The sequence below is a fragment of the Frankia sp. CcWB3 genome, from assembly GCF_977927595.1.
The window spans coordinates 1-19,506 of record NZ_CDWRCK010000054.1; the positions used below are offsets into that span (position 1 = coordinate 1).

Here is a 19,506-nt window from a genome sequence, read left to right on the forward strand (position 1 = left end):
CCCCCGTCCCGTGCGGTCGGCCTCCCGTCCGGCCTGTGCCAACGATCGGCCCCGCCGATCGCCCGGTTCGGCCAGGGCGTACCCGCCCCCGTCGCGGTAGAGGCCGCGATCCGCCGTCCCCTTCTTCGCCAGGCCGACCCGCGGGGCGGCGGCAGCCGCATCGGCCGAGGTGTCGCCAGCCGCCGAGCGCAGCTGGTCGAGCTCGGTGAGCCCGTACTGGGCGAGGGGCTCGGCGACCTGGTCCCAGACGCTGCGGACCCTGACCCGGATGTCCTGCGCGGCGTCCCGGTGCCGACGCGCGGCCGCCCGGCCGCCCTGACGCCGGTCGCGGGCGTCGCGGCCGGCCCGGGCCCGGGCCTCGTCGGACGCACCGAGCAGGCGCCGGTACTGCATCGCCGCCTTGGCCGGGTCGGCGAGATCCGGATCACCAAGGTCCGGGTCGCCGAACAGGTCGGCGAGATCGGAGGCATCCACCGGCACAAATCCAGCCACGATCCCGTTCCGTCCTCTCCCGGCGCCTGCTCGGCCGTCGATCCCCACCTCGCCGACACCCGCCACATCGCCGTCGGTTCCCGCCCCGTCGTCGGTCCACATCGGGCTACCCCTGATCCAACGGCGCGAACGGCACCACGGTGCGCGGTTCGGCCTGGACGTGCCGGTCGAACAGGACCGCCCGATTCGGCATGGTCCCACCGGCCACCGACCGGTGTCCGGCCAGGACGAACAGGTCGCTGCCGGGTACCCCGGCCGCCATCCACGCGGCGATGTCGTCCCGGTTACCCGGACCGAGGTCCTCAGCCAGCCGGGACACTCCCCGCCACCAGCCCAGCAGGTGCACGCGCTGCGCCGGTCCCCGGCGGGTGAGCGTGCGCAGGTCGTCCAGTCCGGTGCGACGGGTCACCGGGTCACGCGCTTCCAGCCCGGCCCGGCCGGCGTCCATCGCAAAGACGACGATGAGCCGCAGCGGCGGCGCGACCGGGCCCACGCTGCCGGTGAGTGCGGACTCCTCCCGGGCACGGGTCTCGTCGGCGGCACCGGCCAACACCGACCGCAGGCCGGTGACATCGGCGACCCGAACGGGATGCCCGGCCCGGCGCACACGCGCCGCGAGCACCTCCGCGGCGGCGAGCGCCATCGGCTCCGCGGCGATGATCTCGACCACGAGTCCACCGGCCGGGACCTGCGCGGCGACGCTGGCCGCCGCCGCCTGCAGGATGCCGACCGCCTCCCGACGTAGCGGACCGAGCACGGCGAGATGCCGGCCGGGCAACGCGGCAAGCCGTACCCCGACCGCGGGCGGCGCGAGGTCCAGAGGCACGCCGACCAGCGCGAGGGGATCGACATCGTTCTCGGAGCCGTCCCCGGAGCCGGAGGCGCGACCCGGCGACACACTGCCCGGCAGCAGGCTCGGACCGGTTTCGCCACCGCCCTCGCCACCGCCGCCGAGGATCGCTTCGGCCGCAGCCGCCTCGACGGCCGTCGGCGCCGGACGCCCGTCCAACGCCTGGTAGATCGGGTTGTCGTCAAGAACCGCGGGGGCGTGACCAGCGAAGACCCGCGGGGGCCTTGCCTTCGGCACACTGCGCGCGGTCGTGGCCGCCAGCCGCCCACGCAGCACGCCTATCGCCGCCGGATCCGGGAAGGCGACCCGGACGAGTTCGTTGCCCGCAGGATGGCCGTTGCGCCGGTTGACGATAGCCTCCCCGACGCCCGAGAGCGCGCCGGCCGCCTCGTTCGCCGTGGACAGCAGGACCCGCGACTCCGAGATCGAGGTACGCAGCGCCACGCGCAACGCGAACTGCCCGAAGATCGAACCACGCTTGCCGGCGGTGGCGTCGAGCGCGTCGATACCGGACAGCGTCTGGCTGGCGAGCAGCAGATGGACCCCGTAGGCGCGGCCCTGGCGGGCCAGGACCTCCAGGTGCGCGACGGCCTCCCGCGCCACCGAGTCCATCGGGGTGAGCATCACCTGGAACTCGTCGACCACGACGATGATCCGCGGCCAGGGCGAGCTCCAGTCGGCCGCCCGCAGGCCTCGCAGGTCGCGGGCGCCGACCGCACGCATCGCCACGGCGCGGCGGCGCATCTGTTCACGGACCGCCCGCAGCACCGCGACGCCGAACTCGCGGTCGCTCTCGATGCCGACGGTATCGGCATGCGGCAGGTAGAACGGGTCCGTCGGACCGGCGGCGAACTGGGCGAACTCCAGCCCCTCCTTGAAGTCGAGCAGATGGAAGCGGACCTGGTCGGGCCCGTAACGCGCGGCGATCCCGTAGATCACGTCGAGGAGCAGCGTCGACTTGCCCGACCCGGCCTGGCCGCCGACGAGGGCATGCACGGTGTCGTCGTCGAAGGTGAACCCCACCGGCCCGTCGGGGCCCTGCGCCACCTCAACACCCACCCCGGCGGCGCTGTCGAACTCCCACAGGCCGCGGGGCAGCATGTCGCTGATGGCGGGCGGCCGGGCGGCCTCCCGGGTGGCCGCCGCGGCGACCTGAGCCGTGACCGCGGCGACCAGCATGGAGTGCGGCGGCGGGTCCAGCTCGACCCGCAGCAGACCGGTCAGCGATGTGCACCAGCCTCCCGCGGCGACCCGGCGCCATCCCGGCCGATCGGCGAGGAGCTCGACCGCGGTGAACACCACCGACCTCGGCAGGGGTTCCGTCACCGAGTCCTCGTCCTCGTCGGGCTCCAGGCCGATGACGTCGGGATCCAGCGGCGTCACCTCATCGGGATCGTCCCGCGAGCCGCCCAGGACCGGCTCCGCACCGGACGGCCGGACCTCCACGATGGAGATCACCACCACCCCGCAGGACGGGCCCTGGGCCGCGATGGCGGCGAGCGCCCGCGCGCCCTCGTCGTGCAGCCGGGGCTCACCGAGCAGCACCAGGACGCGCCAGGGCTCCGAACGCGGAAGCCCAGCATCCTCCCGCTCCCGCAACGAGTCGAACCGGCCACCGAGCCGGTCCACAGTGATCCTTCCCACCTCCGCCGACAGCTCCGCGAGGACCTCCTCGAGCCGGGCCCGCGTCGTGAGCGTGGGAGTGGCCACACCGGCGGCACGCAGCGGCGCAAAGCCAGCGAGCCCGGCACCGAGCTCGTGGGGGTCATAGACGACGAGTCGGACCCGCCCGGCCGGCGCCGCGGCGAGGACGCGGGTCAGCAGGCCACGCACGAGGTCGACCGCGGCGGGCCGGCGGGACCGGGTCGTCTCGATCCGCAGGTTCAGGCCGTCCAGCAGCGGGATGGCCAGTGGCACCGTCCGGTGCTGCGCCGTGGGATCGTCGGGCGGCACGATGACCTGGCCGACCTGCCACAGAGCGGGCCGGAAACGAGCCCGGTCGCCGACCGGGGCGACGCCGAAGGGGCCGTGCCGCCAGTCGGGCGCCGCCCAGGACGCGCCGGCGAATCCACGCGCCCGGGAACGGGCGATCACGGCGGCCCGGGCGAGCTCCCCGGCGACGTCGAGCCGCCCCGCACCGGACTCACCGAGGCCATCAGCCTTCCCGGCGACACCGGAACCCGCTTCGGCCTCGATCCGGTCCGCCTGCTCATCCAGCCGATCGGCGAGCGCCAGTGCCGCCCCCAGCGAGGACTGGATACCGGCCACGAGCGTGCGCGCCCGCCGGGTACCCGACACGTTGACCTCCCCACACTGTGTGTTGCCGTGCTCGGCGTCGAGCCCCCCGACGACCATGACACGTCCGACGGAGCAAACATCCCAGAACGCGCCGACCGGCCGAACTGTCCTGCCGGCGCGACGGTCTGGGCACGGGGACCTCGCCGGACGAAAGCATGCGACGACATCGGCGACGTTATCGGTACAACCACCCGCAGCCTGGCCGTTCCGGACGACGGCGACGCCGGGACCACCGGAGCGGGCTACCCCTCGACCGGCACCAAATCAACGGCGCCGCGCGTGTTCAATGATCCGTCGGGGCAACCGTCCCGGTCAGGTAAGCCAGCGCACCGATCGAAGGGGCGAAGGTCGGCGATGAGCAGGTGGAAAGGGAACGTCGGTGACGGACCCGGCTGACACGGCTGACACGGCGGGCCTCACGGAGACGGCGGGTACGGCGGCGGCGAAACAGCGACCGCTCGCCGTCATTGACGTCGACGGGGTGGTGGCCGACGTCCGACACCGGTTGCGCTTCCTGCGCGCCAGTCCCAGTGACTGGGAGGCGTTCTTCGCAGCGGCGCCCGCCGATCCCCCCTTGGCCGAAGGGATGGAACTAGCCCGCAAGCTGGCTCGGGACCACGAGGTGGTATGGCTGACCGGCCGGCCGGAGCGTTCCAGAGAGGCGACGCGGCGCTGGCTGACCGAGCAGGATCTGCCGCCGGGTGAGCTGCGGATGCGTCCGGACGCCGACCGTCGGCCGGCTCGGGTGTTCAAACGCGCCGAACTTCGCGAGCTCGGCGCCGGCCGTCGGGTCGCCGTCGTGGTCGACGACGACCCCGCCGTGGTGGACCTGCTGCGCGCCGACGGCTGGCCGGTCCTGCGGGCCGAATGGCTCGCCTACGAGGCGACGCTGGGCAACGCCCAGGAGACCGAGGGCCGCACCTGACCATGAGCCGCGCCTCGGCGACGCTCGGTGCGGCCCGCGGCCGGCGGTCGGGCCCGCCGGTCAGCGCGAGGCCGACCGCCGGTACACGCGCGCGGCGAACGGCCCGAACACCACCAGCAGGCCCAGACACCAGGCGAGGGACTGCAGGAGAACGGAGACGATCGGACCGCCGAGGAACAACGCCCGCACGGCGTCGACGGTCACCGTCACCGGCTGATGCTGGGCGAACGCCTGCAGCCAGCCCGGCATGGTCTCCACCCGGGCGAAGGCCGAGCTGGCGAAGACCAGCGGGAAAATCCAGATGAATCCCGCCGACTGCGCCGCCTCCGCGCTACTCACCGACAGCCCGATGACGGCGGACAGCCAGGAGAAGGCGTACGAGAACAACAGCATCAGCCCGAACCCGGCCAGCACCGCCGGCACCGTGGTCTCCCCGAACCGGAATCCCACGGCCAGGCCCACCAGAAGCATCACTACGACGATGAAGACGTTGCGGGCGAGATCGGCCAGGGTACGGCCGGTGAGCAGCGCCGACCTGCTCATGGGAAGGGAACGGAACCGGTCGATCAGACCCCGCTGACGGTCCTCCGCCAGCCCCACGCCGGTCAGCATCGACCCGAAGATCACCGTCTGCAGGAAGATGCCCGGCATCAGGTAGTCCACGTACTTGACCCCGTCACCCACGTTGATCGCGCCACCGAAGACATAGGTGAACAGCAGGACGAACATGACCGGCTGGATGGTCGCGAAGATGACGAGCTCGGGTATCCGCCAGGTCTGGATCAGATTGCGCCGGCACATCACCCACGCGTCGGCAACGGCCCACGACAGCTGCCCGCGCCCCGCTGGAGTCAGCTCGAGGGTGCTCATATGGTCACCATGTCCTTGTCATCGTCCTTGTCGTCCTTGTCGCCCCGGTCATCAGGGGTGTCGGTGTCGCCACGGCCGTCGCCGCCCGCGCGTGCGGGCGGCACCTCGCTGCCGGCCGGAGCGCGCCCGGTCATGGCGAGGAAGACGTCGTCCAGCGACGGCCGGTGCAGGGCGACGTCGGAGATCGGCACCCCCAGCTCGTCGAGACCCCGGACCACGTCGGACAGCACGCTCGCGCCCGGTACCGGCACACTGACCCGGCGCGTCTCCCCGTCGGCCGTCGCCGCGCCGGATCCGAACCGGGCAAGCACCGCCCGGGCGGCCTGGACATCCTCGGCGGCGTCACCACCGACGACGATGTCCAGCCGGTCGCCACCGACCTGCGACTTCAGCTCGTTCGGGGTACCCCGCGCAATGACCCGGCCGCCGTCAACCACCGAGATCCGGTGGGCCAGCCGGTCGGCCTCCTCCAGGTACTGCGTCGTGAGCAGGACCGTCGTGCCGTCCCGCACCAGATCGGCGATCACCCTCCACATCGCCGAACGGCTGCGGGGATCCAGTCCGGTGGTCGGCTCATCGAGGAACAGCACCGCCGGGTTGATGATCAGGCTGGCCGCGAGATCGAGCCGCCGCCGCATCCCGCCCGAGTAGGTACGCGCCTGCCGACCGGCCGACTCGGCGAGCTCGAACCGCTCGAGCAACTCGACCGCGCGGGCCCGCGCGACGCGGCTGCGCAGCCGGTAGAGCCGCCCGAACATCTCCAGGTTCTCCAGGCCGGTGAGCCGCTCGTCGACCGCCGCGTACTGACCGGTCAGACCGATCCGGGCACGCAGCGCGTCCGCCTGCCGGACGACGTCCAGACCGAGGACCCTGGCCTGGCCGCCGTCCGGGCGCAGCAGGGTCGACAGGATGCGTACCGCCGTCGTCTTGCCGGCTCCGTTGGGCCCCAGCATGCCGTGCACGGTGCCGGCATCGACCCGCAGGTCCAGGCCCACCATCGCTCGTTTGCCGCCGTAGCTCTTCTGCAGGCCCTCGGTGAGGACCGCCGGGTTGTCTGTCACGAGGCGGACCGTACGACGAACCTCCGACAGTTCGGAACCGAATAAAGGCGGGGGGAGGCTAGGCCGAGCTCCGCCGGGTCCGACGACTGGCCAGCTCGTCGCCGGGATGGGTCGCCGGCGGATGACCAGGCCGCTCGCAGGGCAGTTCAGCCAGCTGGCCACGCATGTCGCGCAGGGCTCGGCCAACGGCGATGGCGAACACGCCCTGCCCACCCCGGACAAGATCGATCACCTGGTCGTCCGAGGTGCACTCGTACACGGTGGAGCCGTCGCTGATCAGGGTGAGCTGCGCCAGGTCGTCCACGCCGCGGGTACGCAGATGCTCCACCGCCACCCGGATGTTCTGCAGCGACACACCGGCCTCGAGTAGCTTGCGGACCACGCGCAGCACCAGGACGTCACGAAAGGAGTACAGCCGTTGGCTGCCGGAACCGGACGCGTCGCGGACGCTGGGGACGACCAGACCGGTCCGAGCCCAGTAGTCGAGCTGGCGGTAGGTGATGCCCGCCGCGGCGCAGGCCGTCGGCCCCCGGTACCCGACGTCGTCCCCCGGCGGTTCAGGAATCTCATCCGGAAAGAGCTGGCCCTGTTCGATCATCGCTGTACGCACTTCGCCGCCATGCCAGCCCCATCCTCCGGACCGTTCCGGATCCGTCCCGACCGCCGACGTCACCCGACGCCGCCAGCCCGGGCACCCGGCCCGATCGAACCGTTTCCACCGTCGTGCGGCCTGCCACGATCACCTCGACCACACGACTCCCTGTCCCCGACCGCCGCCGGTCGACGGTCTGCGAGACCGCGACGCGGCACCCCTGTGCCCGTAAGCCGGGACCGCCCGCCCACCCGTCGGCACGGACCCGGGCGGAACGCATCACGCCGTTGCCACAGCCCGGCAAGGTCAGAGCCGGAGAGAGCCCGTTCCGCCACGTCTACCGCGGGCAGGGGCACGAACTCTACGGTCGGGCTCTCCCGACCGTAGGAGCGACGCGCGGTTCCTTCAATGATCTAAGCCGGCGTGTCTGTAGTCCAGCGGACGTCATTCAACAGATCGGTCAAATCGGAAGTGCGCTCCGATACTGCCCGCACACTGGATCACAGCCGACCTTGGCCAGGGCTGGCTGAAGGCCTCAACGGCCGACCTGCTCCCAAGCGGGCACGCCAAGGACTGGGAGGCTCAGGGGCCAGGAGCCCTCGGGAACCGGGAACCCTCAGAAGCCGGGAACCCTCAGGAGCCGGGAGTGTTGAAATCCTCCGGGGAGATCGTGTCAAGGAACTCCCGGAACTTCTCCAGCTCGTTCTCCTGTTCTTGTTCCTGTTCCTCGGGAACGGTGATCCCGGCCTCGGCCAGGACCGCCTCGACCCCGTAGACCGGCGCTCCCATCCGCATCGCCAACGCGATCGCGTCGGACGGCCGGGCGGAGACCTCCACCCCGTTGCCGAACACGAGCGTGGCGAAGAAGACGCCGTCCTGAAGGTCGGTGATGGTCACCCGGGTCAGATCCGTCTGCAGCGCGCGCAACACGTCCCGCATCAGGTCATGGGTCATAGGTCGAGCCGTCGTGATGCCCTCCTGGGCGAAGGCGATCGCCGTCGCCTCAACAGCACCGATCCAGATGGGCAGATACCGCTCACCGCCCACCTCCTTGAGCAGGACGATCGGCTGCTTCGACGGAAGCTCGACTCGCACGCCGACGATGTCCAGCCGATGCACCGATCTACCTCCTCGCAGGTGGGGCGGGGCGGGATGTTGTGACCGGAGCCAGAAAACCCCACAGGGGAGACAGTATCCCCGCTTCCGTCCGGCGTCAGCGCGCCCACCGGTTCGGCTGTCCGGCAAGGCACTCCGAGCGCAGCCCCGGCAGCCTCCTCACCTCGGTCTCAACTCGAGCGTCCCGCCGCCAGCCGGGAGCGCAACAGGGCCGCGTGCAAGCGGACCACCAACGCCGCCAGCTCATCGGCGGTCTCGGCGTGCCGTCCCGAGCCCTCACCACCGCGCTGGCCCCGCAACGGGGCGACGGCGGCCTCGATGAGACCAGCCTCACGGTCGGCCACGGTGCGGGCGGCCCGCAGATGCCGGGGCTGCACGCCGTGGCCGGCCAGCAGCGCCACGGTCCGCGCGACGAGCAGGGCGTCGGAATCGTAGTACCCGCCGCCCGCGATCGGACCCACCAGGCCGTGCTGTTCCAGCTCGGTCAGGGCCTCGTCGCCGAGCCCCGCGGCGGCGAGAAGCTCCCGGCGCGACATCCTAACCCTTTCCGCCCCGAGGAACGCGTCCAGGCCGGTAGGGGTCGGATGCGGAGGCAGCGCGCGGGGTCCGGGCCGATGCACCGGGGTCTCACCGCGGTCGAGCGACGCCAGCTCCTCCTTGATCACGCGCAGCGGAAGAAAGCGATCCCGCTGCGCGTGCAGGACGTAACGGAGCCGGGCGACGTCGTCGACCGAGTACTTGCGGTAGTTCGCGCTGGTACGGGCGGGTTCGACGAGTCCCTCCGCCTCGAGATAACGGATCTTCGACAGGGTAATGTCGGCGAAGTCCGCCCGCAGACGGTCGAGAACCTGGCCGATGTTGAGCACCTTCGCGTTCTGTCCGGCCTGGTCCGAGCGCGCTGCGCCCGAACGCGGGGCCGGCGATGCCGCGGCGAGGCCGCCGCTCACCGTGGGTCCTTCCTCGTCACCGTGCCGCTGACCCCCCGTAGCTCGCGCCGGTCAGGAACACCAGGCGGAACTTGCCGATCTGCACCTCGTCGCCGCTGGTGAGCTCAGCCGAGTCGATCCGCTCGCGGTTGAGGTAGGTACCGTTCAGGCTCCCGACGTCGCGAACCGAGAAGCCCTTGGTGTACGGCGAGCGATGGAACTCCGCATGCCGGCGGGAGACGGTCACGTCGTCGAGGAAGATGTCGCTCTCGGGATGGCGGCCGACGGTGGTCATGTCGGCATCCAGCAGAAAACGACTCCCCGCATTCGGCCCCCTCTTGACGACGAGCAACGCCGAACCGGGAGGTAGCGCGTCGACGGCGGCGACGGCGTCCCGCTCGGTCGACTCGTCGACGTGGTCGCCCTCGATGCCGGACAGCGCGGCCGCCAGGTTCAGCGTCGACGTCTGCTCCGCGGGGCTCTCCGGCGCCACGGGCTCACCCGGACGCACCAGAGGAGACCCGCACCGCGCGCAGTACAGCGCGTCGGACGGGTTCTGCTGTCCGCACCTCGTGCAGAACACAGTCGCGTCCGCTTCCTGCCGGGATCCCGCACGGGCGGGGTACCCCAGCCGCTTCGGCCGCCACCGAACGGGCGGCGGGAACGTCTCTGCCAACACTGCGATGGTGGTAGCCAGACGTCCGCAGCCCACCCCCATCACCAGGATGATCACATGGCGGCGGTCGGGCCGTCCACGATCGTGCCCCGGTGCACTCCGAGGCTAGTGCATCGCGGGCACGGTCGTGAAAAGGGTGCGACCCGTGTTGTTCGGCGTGGTGTGGCCCACCACCCACCATGGACACAAACCAGATACTCTCAGTTTTCCTTCACGTGCTCCGCGTACTCTTCGGCGGTCAGCAGGCCGGTGACGCCGGCGACATCCGCGACCGTGAGCTCGACGAGCCAGCCTCCCCCGTAGGGATCAGAGTTGATCAGTTCCGGCGCACCGGCAAGCGCCTCGTTGCGCGCCGTCACCTCTCCGGCGATCGGCGCGTAGATTTCGGACACGCTCTTGGTCGACTCGACCTCTCCGAAGGACTCACCGGCCTGGACCGCGGAGCCGAGGTCGGGCAGAGAGACAAAGACGATGTCGCCCAGCGCCTCCTGCGCGTAGGACGTGATGCCGACCCGTGCCGTGCTCCCGTCGAGCCGGATCCATTCGTGCTCACGGGTGTACTTCAGGTCGTCCGGGTACACCGGAGATCGCCTCCCCTTGCTCTGACCACTCCGCGGACCGCTCTGCGCCGCCCGGCCCGACGCCGTACCGCGCCGCGAACTCCACCAGGAACCACGTTCCTCGACTGGCCCGGACAGGGTCCCCTATCCGGCCGGACGGGCATAGCGAGGACTCGGAGCGGGTCGCAGCGCACGGATCTCGATGTGCTCGGAGGTCCGAACGGTCGCCTGCGCCCCGTCCCGTGCCGCTACCGTATCGAGCACCCCGCCGGGGATCCGCATCGCCTGGTCCAGCGTGTGGGCGTCGCCCACCACCCGCAGCACGTACGGCGGCGCGATCGACGTGCCGTCGACCACCAACCCCCGCCCGGGCTCGTCGGCCACGTAGGTCGAGACGACCGCTCGGACCCCGGCGATCTCGATCGCCTCGGCGCCCGCGTCCCGTAGCTCCTGCAGGGCGTCGACGAGGATCGAGGAGTCGACCGCGCGGTGGGGGTCATGGATCGTCAGCTCGAGCCCCGATCCGGTGACCGGCACGATGCCGGTGAGGATCGCCAGCCGGTCGGCCTCGCGACGCACCTCGCCCGGCCCGGCCGCCGGGGCCGGCGTCGACGTCGGCACGGGCGGCATCATCGGTTCCGCCTCCTGGCGGAGCTGATGATGCCGGGCCGCCAGGGACCGGTCGACGGCGCCGATCGCACCGAGGGTCGCGGCGAGCTCGCCCGGCCGCGCGGTGGCAAGTCCGAAGGACGGCTCCGCGGACCGGGTCGCGGCGACCGCGGCGAAACCGAGACCGGCGAGCAGGACCAGGCTCAGGGCACGCCGCGTCCGGGCACGACCCGGCCGGGCGTGCCCCGGAACCGGGCTCGGCGTCGGCTCCGACGCGACAGGGACCACGACGGGCGACGTGGGCGGGTCCGACGGCGGCTCGGGGACCGGCCCCTCGGGGACCGGCGGCTCGGCGACCGGGGTCGGATCGGGCTTCGGATCGGGTACGGACTTCCGTCCGGGCCCGGATCCCGCAGGGTCGCCTGTCGAGGTCACCGCCACCGTCAGACCTTGATCAGATGCTGACGCAACGCGGTCGCGGTGGCGAAGATGCGGATGCCCAGCACCACGACCACCGCGGTGGACAACGCGCCGCCGAACCCGATCAGGTCGCCAAGTAGCACCATCAGGACGGCAACCGCGACGTCGAAGACGAACGAGACGATGAACACCCGGTCGTCGAACACCCTCTCCGCGACGGCCCGCGCGCCGCCGAGAGCAGCGTCCACCGCGGCCACCACAACGGCTGGGAGGTAGGGATCCATCCAGTCGGGGACGGTCGGGCCCAGCACCAGGCCGGCCGTCACGCCCAGGGCAAGGGCTACCACGACGATCATGATTCGCTCCGTCGAGCATGCCGCAGCGCCCGGGGATCGGCCGCGGGCAGGGTCAGGTTTCTGACAGTGACGACCGCCAGGGAGGTCACCGGTGAGTCGGGACGATGCCGCAGCCGGTCGATCACGGCGGACTCCTCGAGACGCCGCACGAGATCGTCCGGATCACCCACCGCTTCGACGGTGTACAGCGCGATCATCGGCACGAATCCGACGAGAACGAGATCACCGGCCGCCCGGATCGCGCTGAGAGCCGTCAGGCGGACGCCGTTGACCGCGACAGCCTCGGCACCCGAGATCCACAGCACGTTGACAAGATCAGCAAGGTCTCGATCTTGAATCCGGGTCCAGTCGGACGCCGGTGCGGGGCGGGGACTAGCGGGCCCGGTCGACGGGCGCAGCGGGGTGGGCGCCGTTGACGCACGAGGTGCCGAGGGTGCCGACGGCCCGGGGGAGGTCCGGTCCGCGAGCTCGATCCGGGCACCCGGTCCACGCACGGGGGACCAGCCGGCCGCCGGCCCGAGATCCGACAGTGCCGCCGTGGCCCGGGCCAGCTCGCGCTCGGCCCGGGCGCGCTGTTCCCGCGCCATCTTCACCCGCAGGCGCAGCTCGCTGACCCGGGTCGCGGCCGCAGTAGTCGCGGCGGATCGCTCATGGATCTCCGCGCGCAGGGCCGCGACGAGCTCCGCACGTTCCCCGGCCGTCGTCGCGGCACGCCGGGCCCCGGTGGCTATCACCAGGCCGAGCAGGCCGAGGACGAGGGCCAGGGCGAGGGGGCGCAGCCAGGGGCGACGGGCCCGCTCGGAGACGCCGCAGGGATCCGAAGGGCCGGTGGCCACGGAGCATACCGGCCCTCGGCGTGGCCATCCGGTCCGTTCTCGCACATTCGGCATTCTGACCGACCGGACACCGAGCGCCGCCGACCAGGGCCTCGCCGCGCGTGCCGCGGCTACCGCGCCTCGACCACCTCGACCCAGCGCCGCAGCAGCACGTGGGCCTCCTCGATGTCGGCACCCTCCGACCACAGGTGGGTGACCGCCTCACTCGGATCCGGCAACACCAGGATCCAGGAGCCGTCCGGACCGACGATCCGAACCCCGTCCGTGGTGTCGATGACATACCCCGCATCCGGGTCGACCGACTCCACCGCGCGACGCATGACGGTGCCCTTGACCGCCCACGGGGTGGGCACTGAACGACGCAGGATCGCCACCAAAGGTATCCGGGCGTCGATGGTGCTGAGCGTCAGCCGGGTCCGTGCCACCAGGGCCAGCAGTTTCACGAACGCCGCGATCCCGTCGATCGCGGGGGCGAACTCGGGGACGATGAAGCCGCCCCGCCCGTCGGCGGCGAAGACGATGCCGTCGTCACGGGCGACCCCGGTCAACGCCGCAGCCGACAGGGAGGTCCGGCGTACCGTCAGCCCGTGGAAGCGGGTAACCTGGTCGGCCACCCGGGTGATGGTCACCGGCAGGGCCACCTCCGCGCCGGGATTCTCCGCCGCGACGAGGTCGAGGAACACCAGCAGGGCCCGGTCATCGTCGATGAGGTCCCCCCGTTCGTCGACGATCGTGACGCGCTCGCCGACATGGTCGAACCGCACGCCGAAGGCCGCCCCGGAGCTGGCGACGAGGGCGCCCAGGCGGTCGGTGGCCCGCAGATCCTCCAGGGCGCTGCGGGGCGGGATGGTCTCGTCGACGCGTCCGTTGACGGTGAGCACGTCGACGCCGAGCCGGCCGAGCAGTGTCGGCAGCACCAGGGACGCCGAGCCACCCGAAGGATCAACGACGATCTTGAGATCCGCCTCAACGATGCCGGCGGTATCGACCCGGTCAAGCAGATCCTGGATGTAGAGATCCATGGTGCGGGCCGGGAAACGCAGGTCACCGATCTCACCGGGAAAGGCCCGGCGGAACTCCTGGCGGGAGAAGACCCGGTCAAGCTTGCGCTGCTCCACCGGGGAGAGGTCGTCGCCGTCGGCATCCAGGAAGATGATGTCGATGCGTTCCGGGTCTCCGGGGGTGGTGCGCAGCATGATCCCCCCAGCGGCGTTGGACAAGCGGACATCGAAGCGGGTGACCGGCATCGGTGCCACCTCAAGATCACGGACGTTGATGGCGCCGGCGGTCAACGCGCTGATGACGGCCCGCTTGAGAGCCCGGGCGGCGCGGGAACCGTCCCGCGCGGTGGTGACGGTGGCTCCCTTTTTCAGGGTCGTGGCGTAGGCACCGGCGAGGCGCACCACCAGCTCCGGGGTAATCTCCGCGTTCACCAGGCCGGACACCCCGCGCGGCCCGAACAGGGTCCGCTGGCCGCGGGACTCCCAGATGACGGACGTGTTGACGACCGCGCCGGCCTCGATCGTCTTGAACGGATACACCTTCACGTCATGGGAGATGAACGCCTCCTCGCGGACGACGCACTCGTCTCCGACGACGGCGCCCTCCTCGATCCTGGCCGCCCGCAGCACGTCGGTGCTCTTGCCGATGACGCAGCCGCGCAGGTTCGTCTGCGGGCCGATGAGCACGTTGTCCTGGACGATCGCCCGGTGCAGGAACGCGCCGCTCTTCACCAGCACGTTGCTGCCCAGCACGGAAAACTCCCGCAGCTCGGCGCCGGCCTCCACCTTGCTGTAGTCGCCGACCACGAGCGGCCCCTTGAGGATCGCCTCCGGGTGGACCTCGGCGTCCTCACCGATCCACACCCCGGGGGACACCTCGAAACCGCCGATCTCCACGTCGACCTGGCGGTTGAGCACATCGGCCTGAGCCCGTTGGAAGCTCGCGATGGTGCCGACGTCCTCCCAGTACCCGGACGCCACATAGCCGTACACCGGGGCACCCGCCTCGACCAGCCGGGGGAAGATGTCGCCAGACCGGTCCACCGCCTCGCCGGGCGGCACCTGGGCAAGCACCTCGGGCTCCATCACGTAGATACCGGTGTTGACGGTGTCGGAGAACACCTGCCCCCAGGTCGGCTTCTCCAGGAATCGCTGGATCCGTCCGTCCTCGCCGGTGATGACGATGCCGAACTCGAGCGGATCGGGGACGGATTTCAGCGCGACGGTGACGAGCGCGCCCTGACGCCGGTGGAAGGCGACCAGGTCGGTGAGGTCGATGTCGGTCAGCGCGTCCCCGCTGATGACCAGGAACGCCTCGTCCCGCAGGGCGTCCTCGGCGTTCTTCACGCTGCCGGCGGTGCCCAGCGGGGTCGTCTCGGTGGCGTACGACAGGTGCATCCCGAGCTCGTCACCGGAACCGAAGTACGTCCGGATCATCGAGGCCAGAAACTGGACGGTCACCACCGTCTCGTCGAAGCCGTGCCGTTTGAGCAGGCGCAGCACATGCTCCATGATCGGCCGGTTGACGACGGGGAGCAGTGGTTTGGGCAGGTTCGCGGTCAACGGGCGCAGCCGGGTGCCCTCGCCACCGGCCATGACGACGGCTCTCACCGGTCACCTCCCACTTGCGCCGGTCCGGGCATCCGCCCGGAAGCGCCGGACGAGCTGGCCGGCCTGGACGAAGTACAGAAGACCAGACCACCAGTACAGGGCAGTACCCCAGATCGCGAACGCCCATCCGACCGGGCGTGCCGCGGTGGCCGGCCAGGAATCCCCGGCGGACAACAGCAGGAGAGGGAAGGCATACAGCAGGTTGAACGTCGCCGCCTTGCCCAGGTAATGCACGGGCAGCGTGACGCCGACCCCGATCCGGCGCAGCAACGGCGGCAGCGCCAGCAGCGCCACGTCGCGGGCGAGGAGCAGAACCGCGAACCAGACCGGCACGATCCCGCGGAGGGTCAGAGCGACGATGGTGGCGAGGATGTAGAACCGGTCGGCGAGGGGATCCAGCAGGACGCCGAGGCGACTCGTCTGGTTCAGCACTCGCGCGAGCTTGCCGTCCAGGTAGTCGCTGATTCCGGCGAACGCGAGAACGCCGAGCGCCGCACCGTCCGCCTTCGGGCCCAGTACCAGCCAGAGGAAGACCGGCACGCCGAGCAGCCGCAGGGCGGACAGCGCGTTCGGAACCGTCCAGATCCGGTCCGAGGCGGCGGGCATGGTCATGCGGCGTCCCTCCTCCACCGGTTGGGCGGCGCGACGCGACGCGACGGCGGTGGACGGCCGCCCACCGCACCCGGCGCTCCCGCAGGTCCCACCGACGGGTTCGGCGCCGGTCAGGACGTCCGAGCCCGGTAGAGGTCGCAACGCCCCGCCGACGGGCCGGACATCGCTGACGCTAGCGGATCGTGGGGCACGGGGAGCGGAGAGGGATCCGCCGGCGGGGTACCCCGGCGTTCGGACCGGGTCAGATGGGACCGGGCTCAGAGGATGCGGCCGACTTTGTAGGTGGAGCTGTAGATGGGCCGCAGCGACACGACACCGCCGGTCTGCGGGGCGGCCCACATATACCCGTTCCCTGCATAGATGCCGACGTGGTAGATATTCCCAGGAGTACCGTAGAAGATCAAGTCGCCGGGCTGTTTGCCCGACTGGGGCACCTTGGCGGAGACGTTGTACTGCCCCTGCGCCGTGCGCGGCAGCGAGCGGCCGAGCTGCTTGAAGACGTACTGGACGAGGCCGGAGCAGTCGAACGAGTACGGGCCCTCCTCGCCCCAGACATACGGCTTGCCCTTGTGCAGTGACGCGAGGTAGACGGCCTTCTCCCCGATCGAACTACCCGGGATGACCTTCGGAATCGCCTGGTCGATCACGGAACCCGACCGTCCCGGAGCCGACCGTCCCGGACCCGTCGGACTCGTCGGACTCGCGATCGTCACCGTGGCGGCGCTGGCCAGGGAGGGACGCAGGGCGTTCGATCCGTCGAAGACCGCGGTGATCGTCGTCGTGGAGAGCAGGCGCGCGGTGATCTGCGCGGTACCGTTCGCTCCGGTCCGCAACCTCGTGGAGGTCTGCCACTGGGGACCGTTCACCACGACGATACGGACGTCCTGGTTCGCGAGCGGGGTGCCGCTGTCCGATTCCAACGCCCGCACCGTGAGCACCACCGGGGTGTTGGGCGCGACCGAGGTCTTGTCCGCGGCGATCGAGACGCTGGTGAAGACGGGGTCGTGGTCCGCGATGGCGGTGGCCAACGGGGCGAGCCTGCGGGCCGAGGCCGCATCGTGGCCGGTGGCGTGGTGTCCCGGGACGAGCGCGGCTTCCTGGGTGAGGGAGTTCGACTCCAGCGACGAGGTTCCGTCGGTGCCCCCGGGGACGGTGGCCGCGAAGGCGGCGGTCGAGGCCGCGATCGTCCCAGTGGTGAACGCGGCGATGGTGACCGCGCGTCGCGGAGGAGGAGTGGTACGGCGGCGAGCCGCGCCGGAGCCTGAGGAGCCGTGGGGCGCCGACGGGCGCTGACGATTCCGGACGAACTGGTCCCAGTCCTCCGGAAGCCAGGCCATACCACGACGGGGCAAGACGTGTCCTTCCCGTGCGCCTACGAGGGAGCTGTCGGGTTCGGGCTGGTCAGCCCGGCGACCAACGACCCGGTCAGTGCCGTCACCGCCGGAACGCGGCCGGATCCGCCGGCCACACCCGGAACTACGGCTCCCCGCACCTGCCCCGACATACTCGGAGGGGCCGCCGAACCGGGGGCAGGGCCAGGCACATCGGTTCGACGGGTATCTCTATCAAAATAGGTATATCTGCATGACACGTAACAGACACTTCATAATCTGGACACCTAGGGATCGGTAGAACAGAAGTGCCGTTGATGACGATAGTGGACATGCCCGGGCGACCCGCAATCACCCCCACCCCAACACTTGAACACGGCACCAGAAGGCCGCCGCCTCTCAGCAAGAAGTACGGATGCCGTCACGCCGGGTGCCTGTCGGCGGCTCGGTCACGCCACCTCGGTCAGGTCGTCACGACGCCCCCAAGCATCGACGTGTCGTAGATCTCTCCGGCTGTCTCGTCGGCGATCCGGCAGCGGAACGGGCCGGGTCGTCAGGGTGCGGGCTGCGGGTTCACACCCGGGACAGAACCGACCTGCGCCGGCTGCGGCCGTGCCGGCTGGCCTGACGAAATCTGCGCCGGCCTCGGCAGCCCAGGCGACGGCAGCCCAGGCGACGAGTGCGCGGGTACGGGCACTCGCGGCGGATTCGGCGGAAGCATGCTCGCCGCAGACCGGGCCGGCACGACGGGCGCGGCTCCTGCCGAGGATTCGGCGTGCGCGTACACCACCAGGTTGTTGAGATAGTGCCCGGCCTTCCGATCGAAGGCGCCCCCGCAGGTGATCAGGCGCAGTTCAGGGCGGAGTACCGGTCCGTAGACCCGGTTCGCCGGGAACCTCGACTTCACCACGTTCTCCGCGCGATCGACGACAAACGTCGTGGACACGCCGGTCGGCGAGGCGACCTCGACACGGTCGCCGGGCACGAGCTCGTGCAGCCGGTAGAAGACCGCCGGGCCGGTGGTGGAATCGTAGTGGCCGACGAGCACGGCAGGGCCGATGCCGCCAGGCGCCGGACCACGGTCATACCAGCCGACATCCCCCCATGCCTTGGGCACCCCGAGCGTGCCATCCGGGTTCAGACCCAGATGAATGATCGGAGCGTCCACCCTGATCCGGGGGATGCGCAGCCGGGACGGATTGTTAACGACCACCACCGGCTGCTCGGGGACGGCGGGAGGTAGCCCGAACCGGCCGGTCGTCGGCACGGGGGTGGGCGGCAGCGGGACGTCGGCGATGCCGGCCGTCGTGTCCGCCCCGGAACCGCCGCGGACGGCGTCGAACGCCGGTTCCGCCAGCCGGAAACCGCTGCCGAGGACAAGGACCGCCCCGACGAGGAGAAGCCACCGCCAAAGCAGGAGGCGCCTGCCCGCGGCGGGTGCGCGGACGGAGAAGGCCGTCGGTGCGCCGTTCGCGGGCCGCTGGTTACCGCTGCCCGTCCCACCTTTCACAGCTCCTCCCGCCATCCCGCCCGTCGATCGTCTACATGCCCGTGCGGATCGCTCCCGAGGTGGATCGTCCAGCGCACCGCTCGCGGCTCCGAACCGTCACGCGCCCGCACCACAAGGCCACTGATAGTGACTCTACCAATCGGTAGAGATACTTTCCGTGAGCGGCATGCTTGTGAGCGAGGTGCACTGGTCTCAATGATTCCGAGATCACCGAAAACTGGACGAACTAGACCGAAGAAGCGACCCGATCGCCGCCGCGAGGAGGTCGATCCGGCCGCACCACGCCCGGGCGGTTGACCCGCACCCCCACGCTCAGTCGCTAGGGTATCACTCGCAGTAATTAATCGATCACCGTACGTGAGAGAGGGGACCAGATGAAGAAAGGTATGGGTCGGAGCGCCGCCGTTCTCGCGATATCCAGCGCGGCGAGCGTCACCCTCACCTTCGGGCCCGGCCTGGCTGCTGCCCACGCCCTCGACGACAAGGACAACCACCGGTGCGACGACAAGAAGGACGGGTGGGGCATCTTCGGCGACAAGGACGATCGGGACGACAAGGACCGCGACCGCGATGACAAGATCGACGGCGACAAGCAGGTCCGGGCCGATCGGATCGACGACGGCCTGGACGGCAGGAACGGCCTGGACGGCAAGGACGATCGGGACGGCAGGAACGGCCTGGACGGCAAGGACGATCGGGACGGCAGGAACGGCCTGGACGGCAAGGACGATCGGGACGGCAGGAACGGCCTGGACGGCAAGGACGATCGGGACGGCAAGGACGGCAAGGACAACTGGTTCCGCTGGGACGACAAGAAGCGCGACTGCGTCGTCAGTGGCGTCGGTGGCGTCGGT

At 70.8% G+C, this 19,506-nt stretch carries 17 protein-coding genes and 1 pseudogene; 2 read left to right on the forward strand and 16 right to left on the reverse strand.

The genetic code is table 11. The features are described 5' to 3' along the window. Both ACY5KJ_RS06590 and ACY5KJ_RS06595 read right to left on the reverse strand, forming a co-directional pair. Nucleotides 1-594, reverse strand: a pseudogene (locus tag ACY5KJ_RS06590) (hypothetical protein); the annotation flags it as partial. Nucleotides 595-598: 4 nt separating this feature from the next. Then, a complete protein-coding gene (locus ACY5KJ_RS06595; RefSeq protein ID WP_462202993.1) occupies nt 599-3,697 on the reverse strand; it encodes an FtsK/SpoIIIE domain-containing protein in 3,099 nt (1,032 codons plus the stop codon). Nucleotides 3,698-4,019: 322 nt separating this feature from the next. Here ACY5KJ_RS06595 and ACY5KJ_RS06600 point away from each other — a divergent pair, with 322 nt between their 5' ends. Further along, nucleotides 4,020-4,565 (forward strand): phosphatase domain-containing protein, encoded by a 546-nt coding sequence (locus tag ACY5KJ_RS06600; RefSeq protein ID WP_462186263.1) that lies wholly within the window; start codon nt 4,020-4,022, stop codon nt 4,563-4,565. Nucleotides 4,566-4,625: 60 nt separating this feature from the next. Here the strand turns inward: ACY5KJ_RS06600 and ACY5KJ_RS06605 are convergent, their stop codons facing one another. The 14 genes from ACY5KJ_RS06605 to ACY5KJ_RS06670 form a co-directional block, all read right to left on the reverse strand. Beyond that, on the reverse strand, nt 4,626-5,435 hold the full coding sequence (locus ACY5KJ_RS06605) for an ABC transporter permease (protein ID WP_462186264.1): 810 nt from the start codon (nt 5,433-5,435) through the stop codon (nt 4,626-4,628). Then, a complete protein-coding gene (locus ACY5KJ_RS06610; protein ID WP_462186265.1) occupies nt 5,432-6,496 on the reverse strand; it encodes an ATP-binding cassette domain-containing protein in 1,065 nt (354 codons plus the stop codon). Before ACY5KJ_RS06610 ends, ACY5KJ_RS06605 begins: the two co-directional genes overlap by 4 nt. Before the next feature lie 58 nt (nt 6,497-6,554). Continuing rightward, nucleotides 6,555-7,094 (reverse strand): MerR family transcriptional regulator, encoded by a 540-nt coding sequence (locus tag ACY5KJ_RS06615; protein ID WP_462186286.1) that lies wholly within the window; start codon nt 7,092-7,094, stop codon nt 6,555-6,557. 627 nt (nt 7,095-7,721) lie between these two features. Further along, the gene (locus tag ACY5KJ_RS06620) at nt 7,722-8,207 is read right to left on the reverse strand and encodes a bifunctional nuclease family protein (RefSeq protein ID WP_101829717.1); all 486 of its coding nucleotides are present in this window, start codon (nt 8,205-8,207) and stop codon (nt 7,722-7,724) included. A gap of 167 nt (nt 8,208-8,374) precedes the next feature. Next, nucleotides 8,375-9,151 carry a transcriptional regulator FtsR gene (gene ftsR / locus ACY5KJ_RS06625; RefSeq protein ID WP_462186266.1) on the reverse strand — a complete coding sequence of 259 codons (777 nt, stop codon included), beginning with the start codon at nt 9,149-9,151 and terminating at the stop codon, nt 8,375-8,377. Nucleotides 9,152-9,167: 16 nt separating this feature from the next. Continuing rightward, nucleotides 9,168-9,713 carry an FHA domain-containing protein gene (locus ACY5KJ_RS06630; protein WP_462186267.1) on the reverse strand — a complete coding sequence of 182 codons (546 nt, stop codon included), beginning with the start codon at nt 9,711-9,713 and terminating at the stop codon, nt 9,168-9,170. A gap of 293 nt (nt 9,714-10,006) precedes the next feature. Beyond that, nucleotides 10,007-10,387, reverse strand: coding sequence for a glycine cleavage system protein GcvH (gcvH, locus tag ACY5KJ_RS06635; protein ID WP_462186268.1), 381 nt, complete (start codon nt 10,385-10,387; stop codon nt 10,007-10,009). A gap of 123 nt (nt 10,388-10,510) precedes the next feature. Further along, nucleotides 10,511-11,263 (reverse strand): DUF881 domain-containing protein, encoded by a 753-nt coding sequence (locus tag ACY5KJ_RS06640; RefSeq protein ID WP_462186269.1) that lies wholly within the window; start codon nt 11,261-11,263, stop codon nt 10,511-10,513. A gap of 155 nt (nt 11,264-11,418) precedes the next feature. Beyond that, nucleotides 11,419-11,751 (reverse strand): DUF1290 domain-containing protein, encoded by a 333-nt coding sequence (locus ACY5KJ_RS06645; RefSeq protein WP_462186270.1) that lies wholly within the window; start codon nt 11,749-11,751, stop codon nt 11,419-11,421. Beyond that, the gene (locus ACY5KJ_RS06650) at nt 11,748-12,587 is read right to left on the reverse strand and encodes a DUF881 domain-containing protein (protein ID WP_462186271.1); all 840 of its coding nucleotides are present in this window, start codon (nt 12,585-12,587) and stop codon (nt 11,748-11,750) included. The genes ACY5KJ_RS06645 and ACY5KJ_RS06650 overlap by 4 nt, the downstream gene beginning before the upstream one ends. Nucleotides 12,588-12,697: 110 nt before the next feature. Next, nucleotides 12,698-15,184, reverse strand: coding sequence for a sugar phosphate nucleotidyltransferase (locus ACY5KJ_RS06655; protein WP_462186287.1), 2,487 nt, complete (start codon nt 15,182-15,184; stop codon nt 12,698-12,700). An 18-nt stretch (nt 15,185-15,202) separates the two neighbouring features. Then, the gene (locus tag ACY5KJ_RS06660) at nt 15,203-15,811 is read right to left on the reverse strand and encodes a CDP-alcohol phosphatidyltransferase family protein (protein WP_462186272.1); all 609 of its coding nucleotides are present in this window, start codon (nt 15,809-15,811) and stop codon (nt 15,203-15,205) included. A 257-nt stretch (nt 15,812-16,068) separates the two neighbouring features. Next, nucleotides 16,069-17,163: a C40 family peptidase gene (locus ACY5KJ_RS06665; RefSeq protein ID WP_462186288.1), complete on the reverse strand. Its 1,095-nt coding sequence runs from the start codon at nt 17,161-17,163 to the stop codon at nt 16,069-16,071. A 532-nt stretch (nt 17,164-17,695) separates the two neighbouring features. Next, complete coding sequence (locus ACY5KJ_RS06670; RefSeq protein WP_462202994.1) at nt 17,696-18,652, reverse strand: class F sortase; 957 nt, start codon at nt 18,650-18,652, stop codon at nt 17,696-17,698. A gap of 374 nt (nt 18,653-19,026) precedes the next feature. Between ACY5KJ_RS06670 and ACY5KJ_RS06675 the strand changes: the two genes are divergently transcribed. Further along, nucleotides 19,027-19,506 (forward strand): hypothetical protein (locus ACY5KJ_RS06675; RefSeq protein WP_462202995.1); only part of this gene is annotated, 480 nt, incomplete at its 3' end.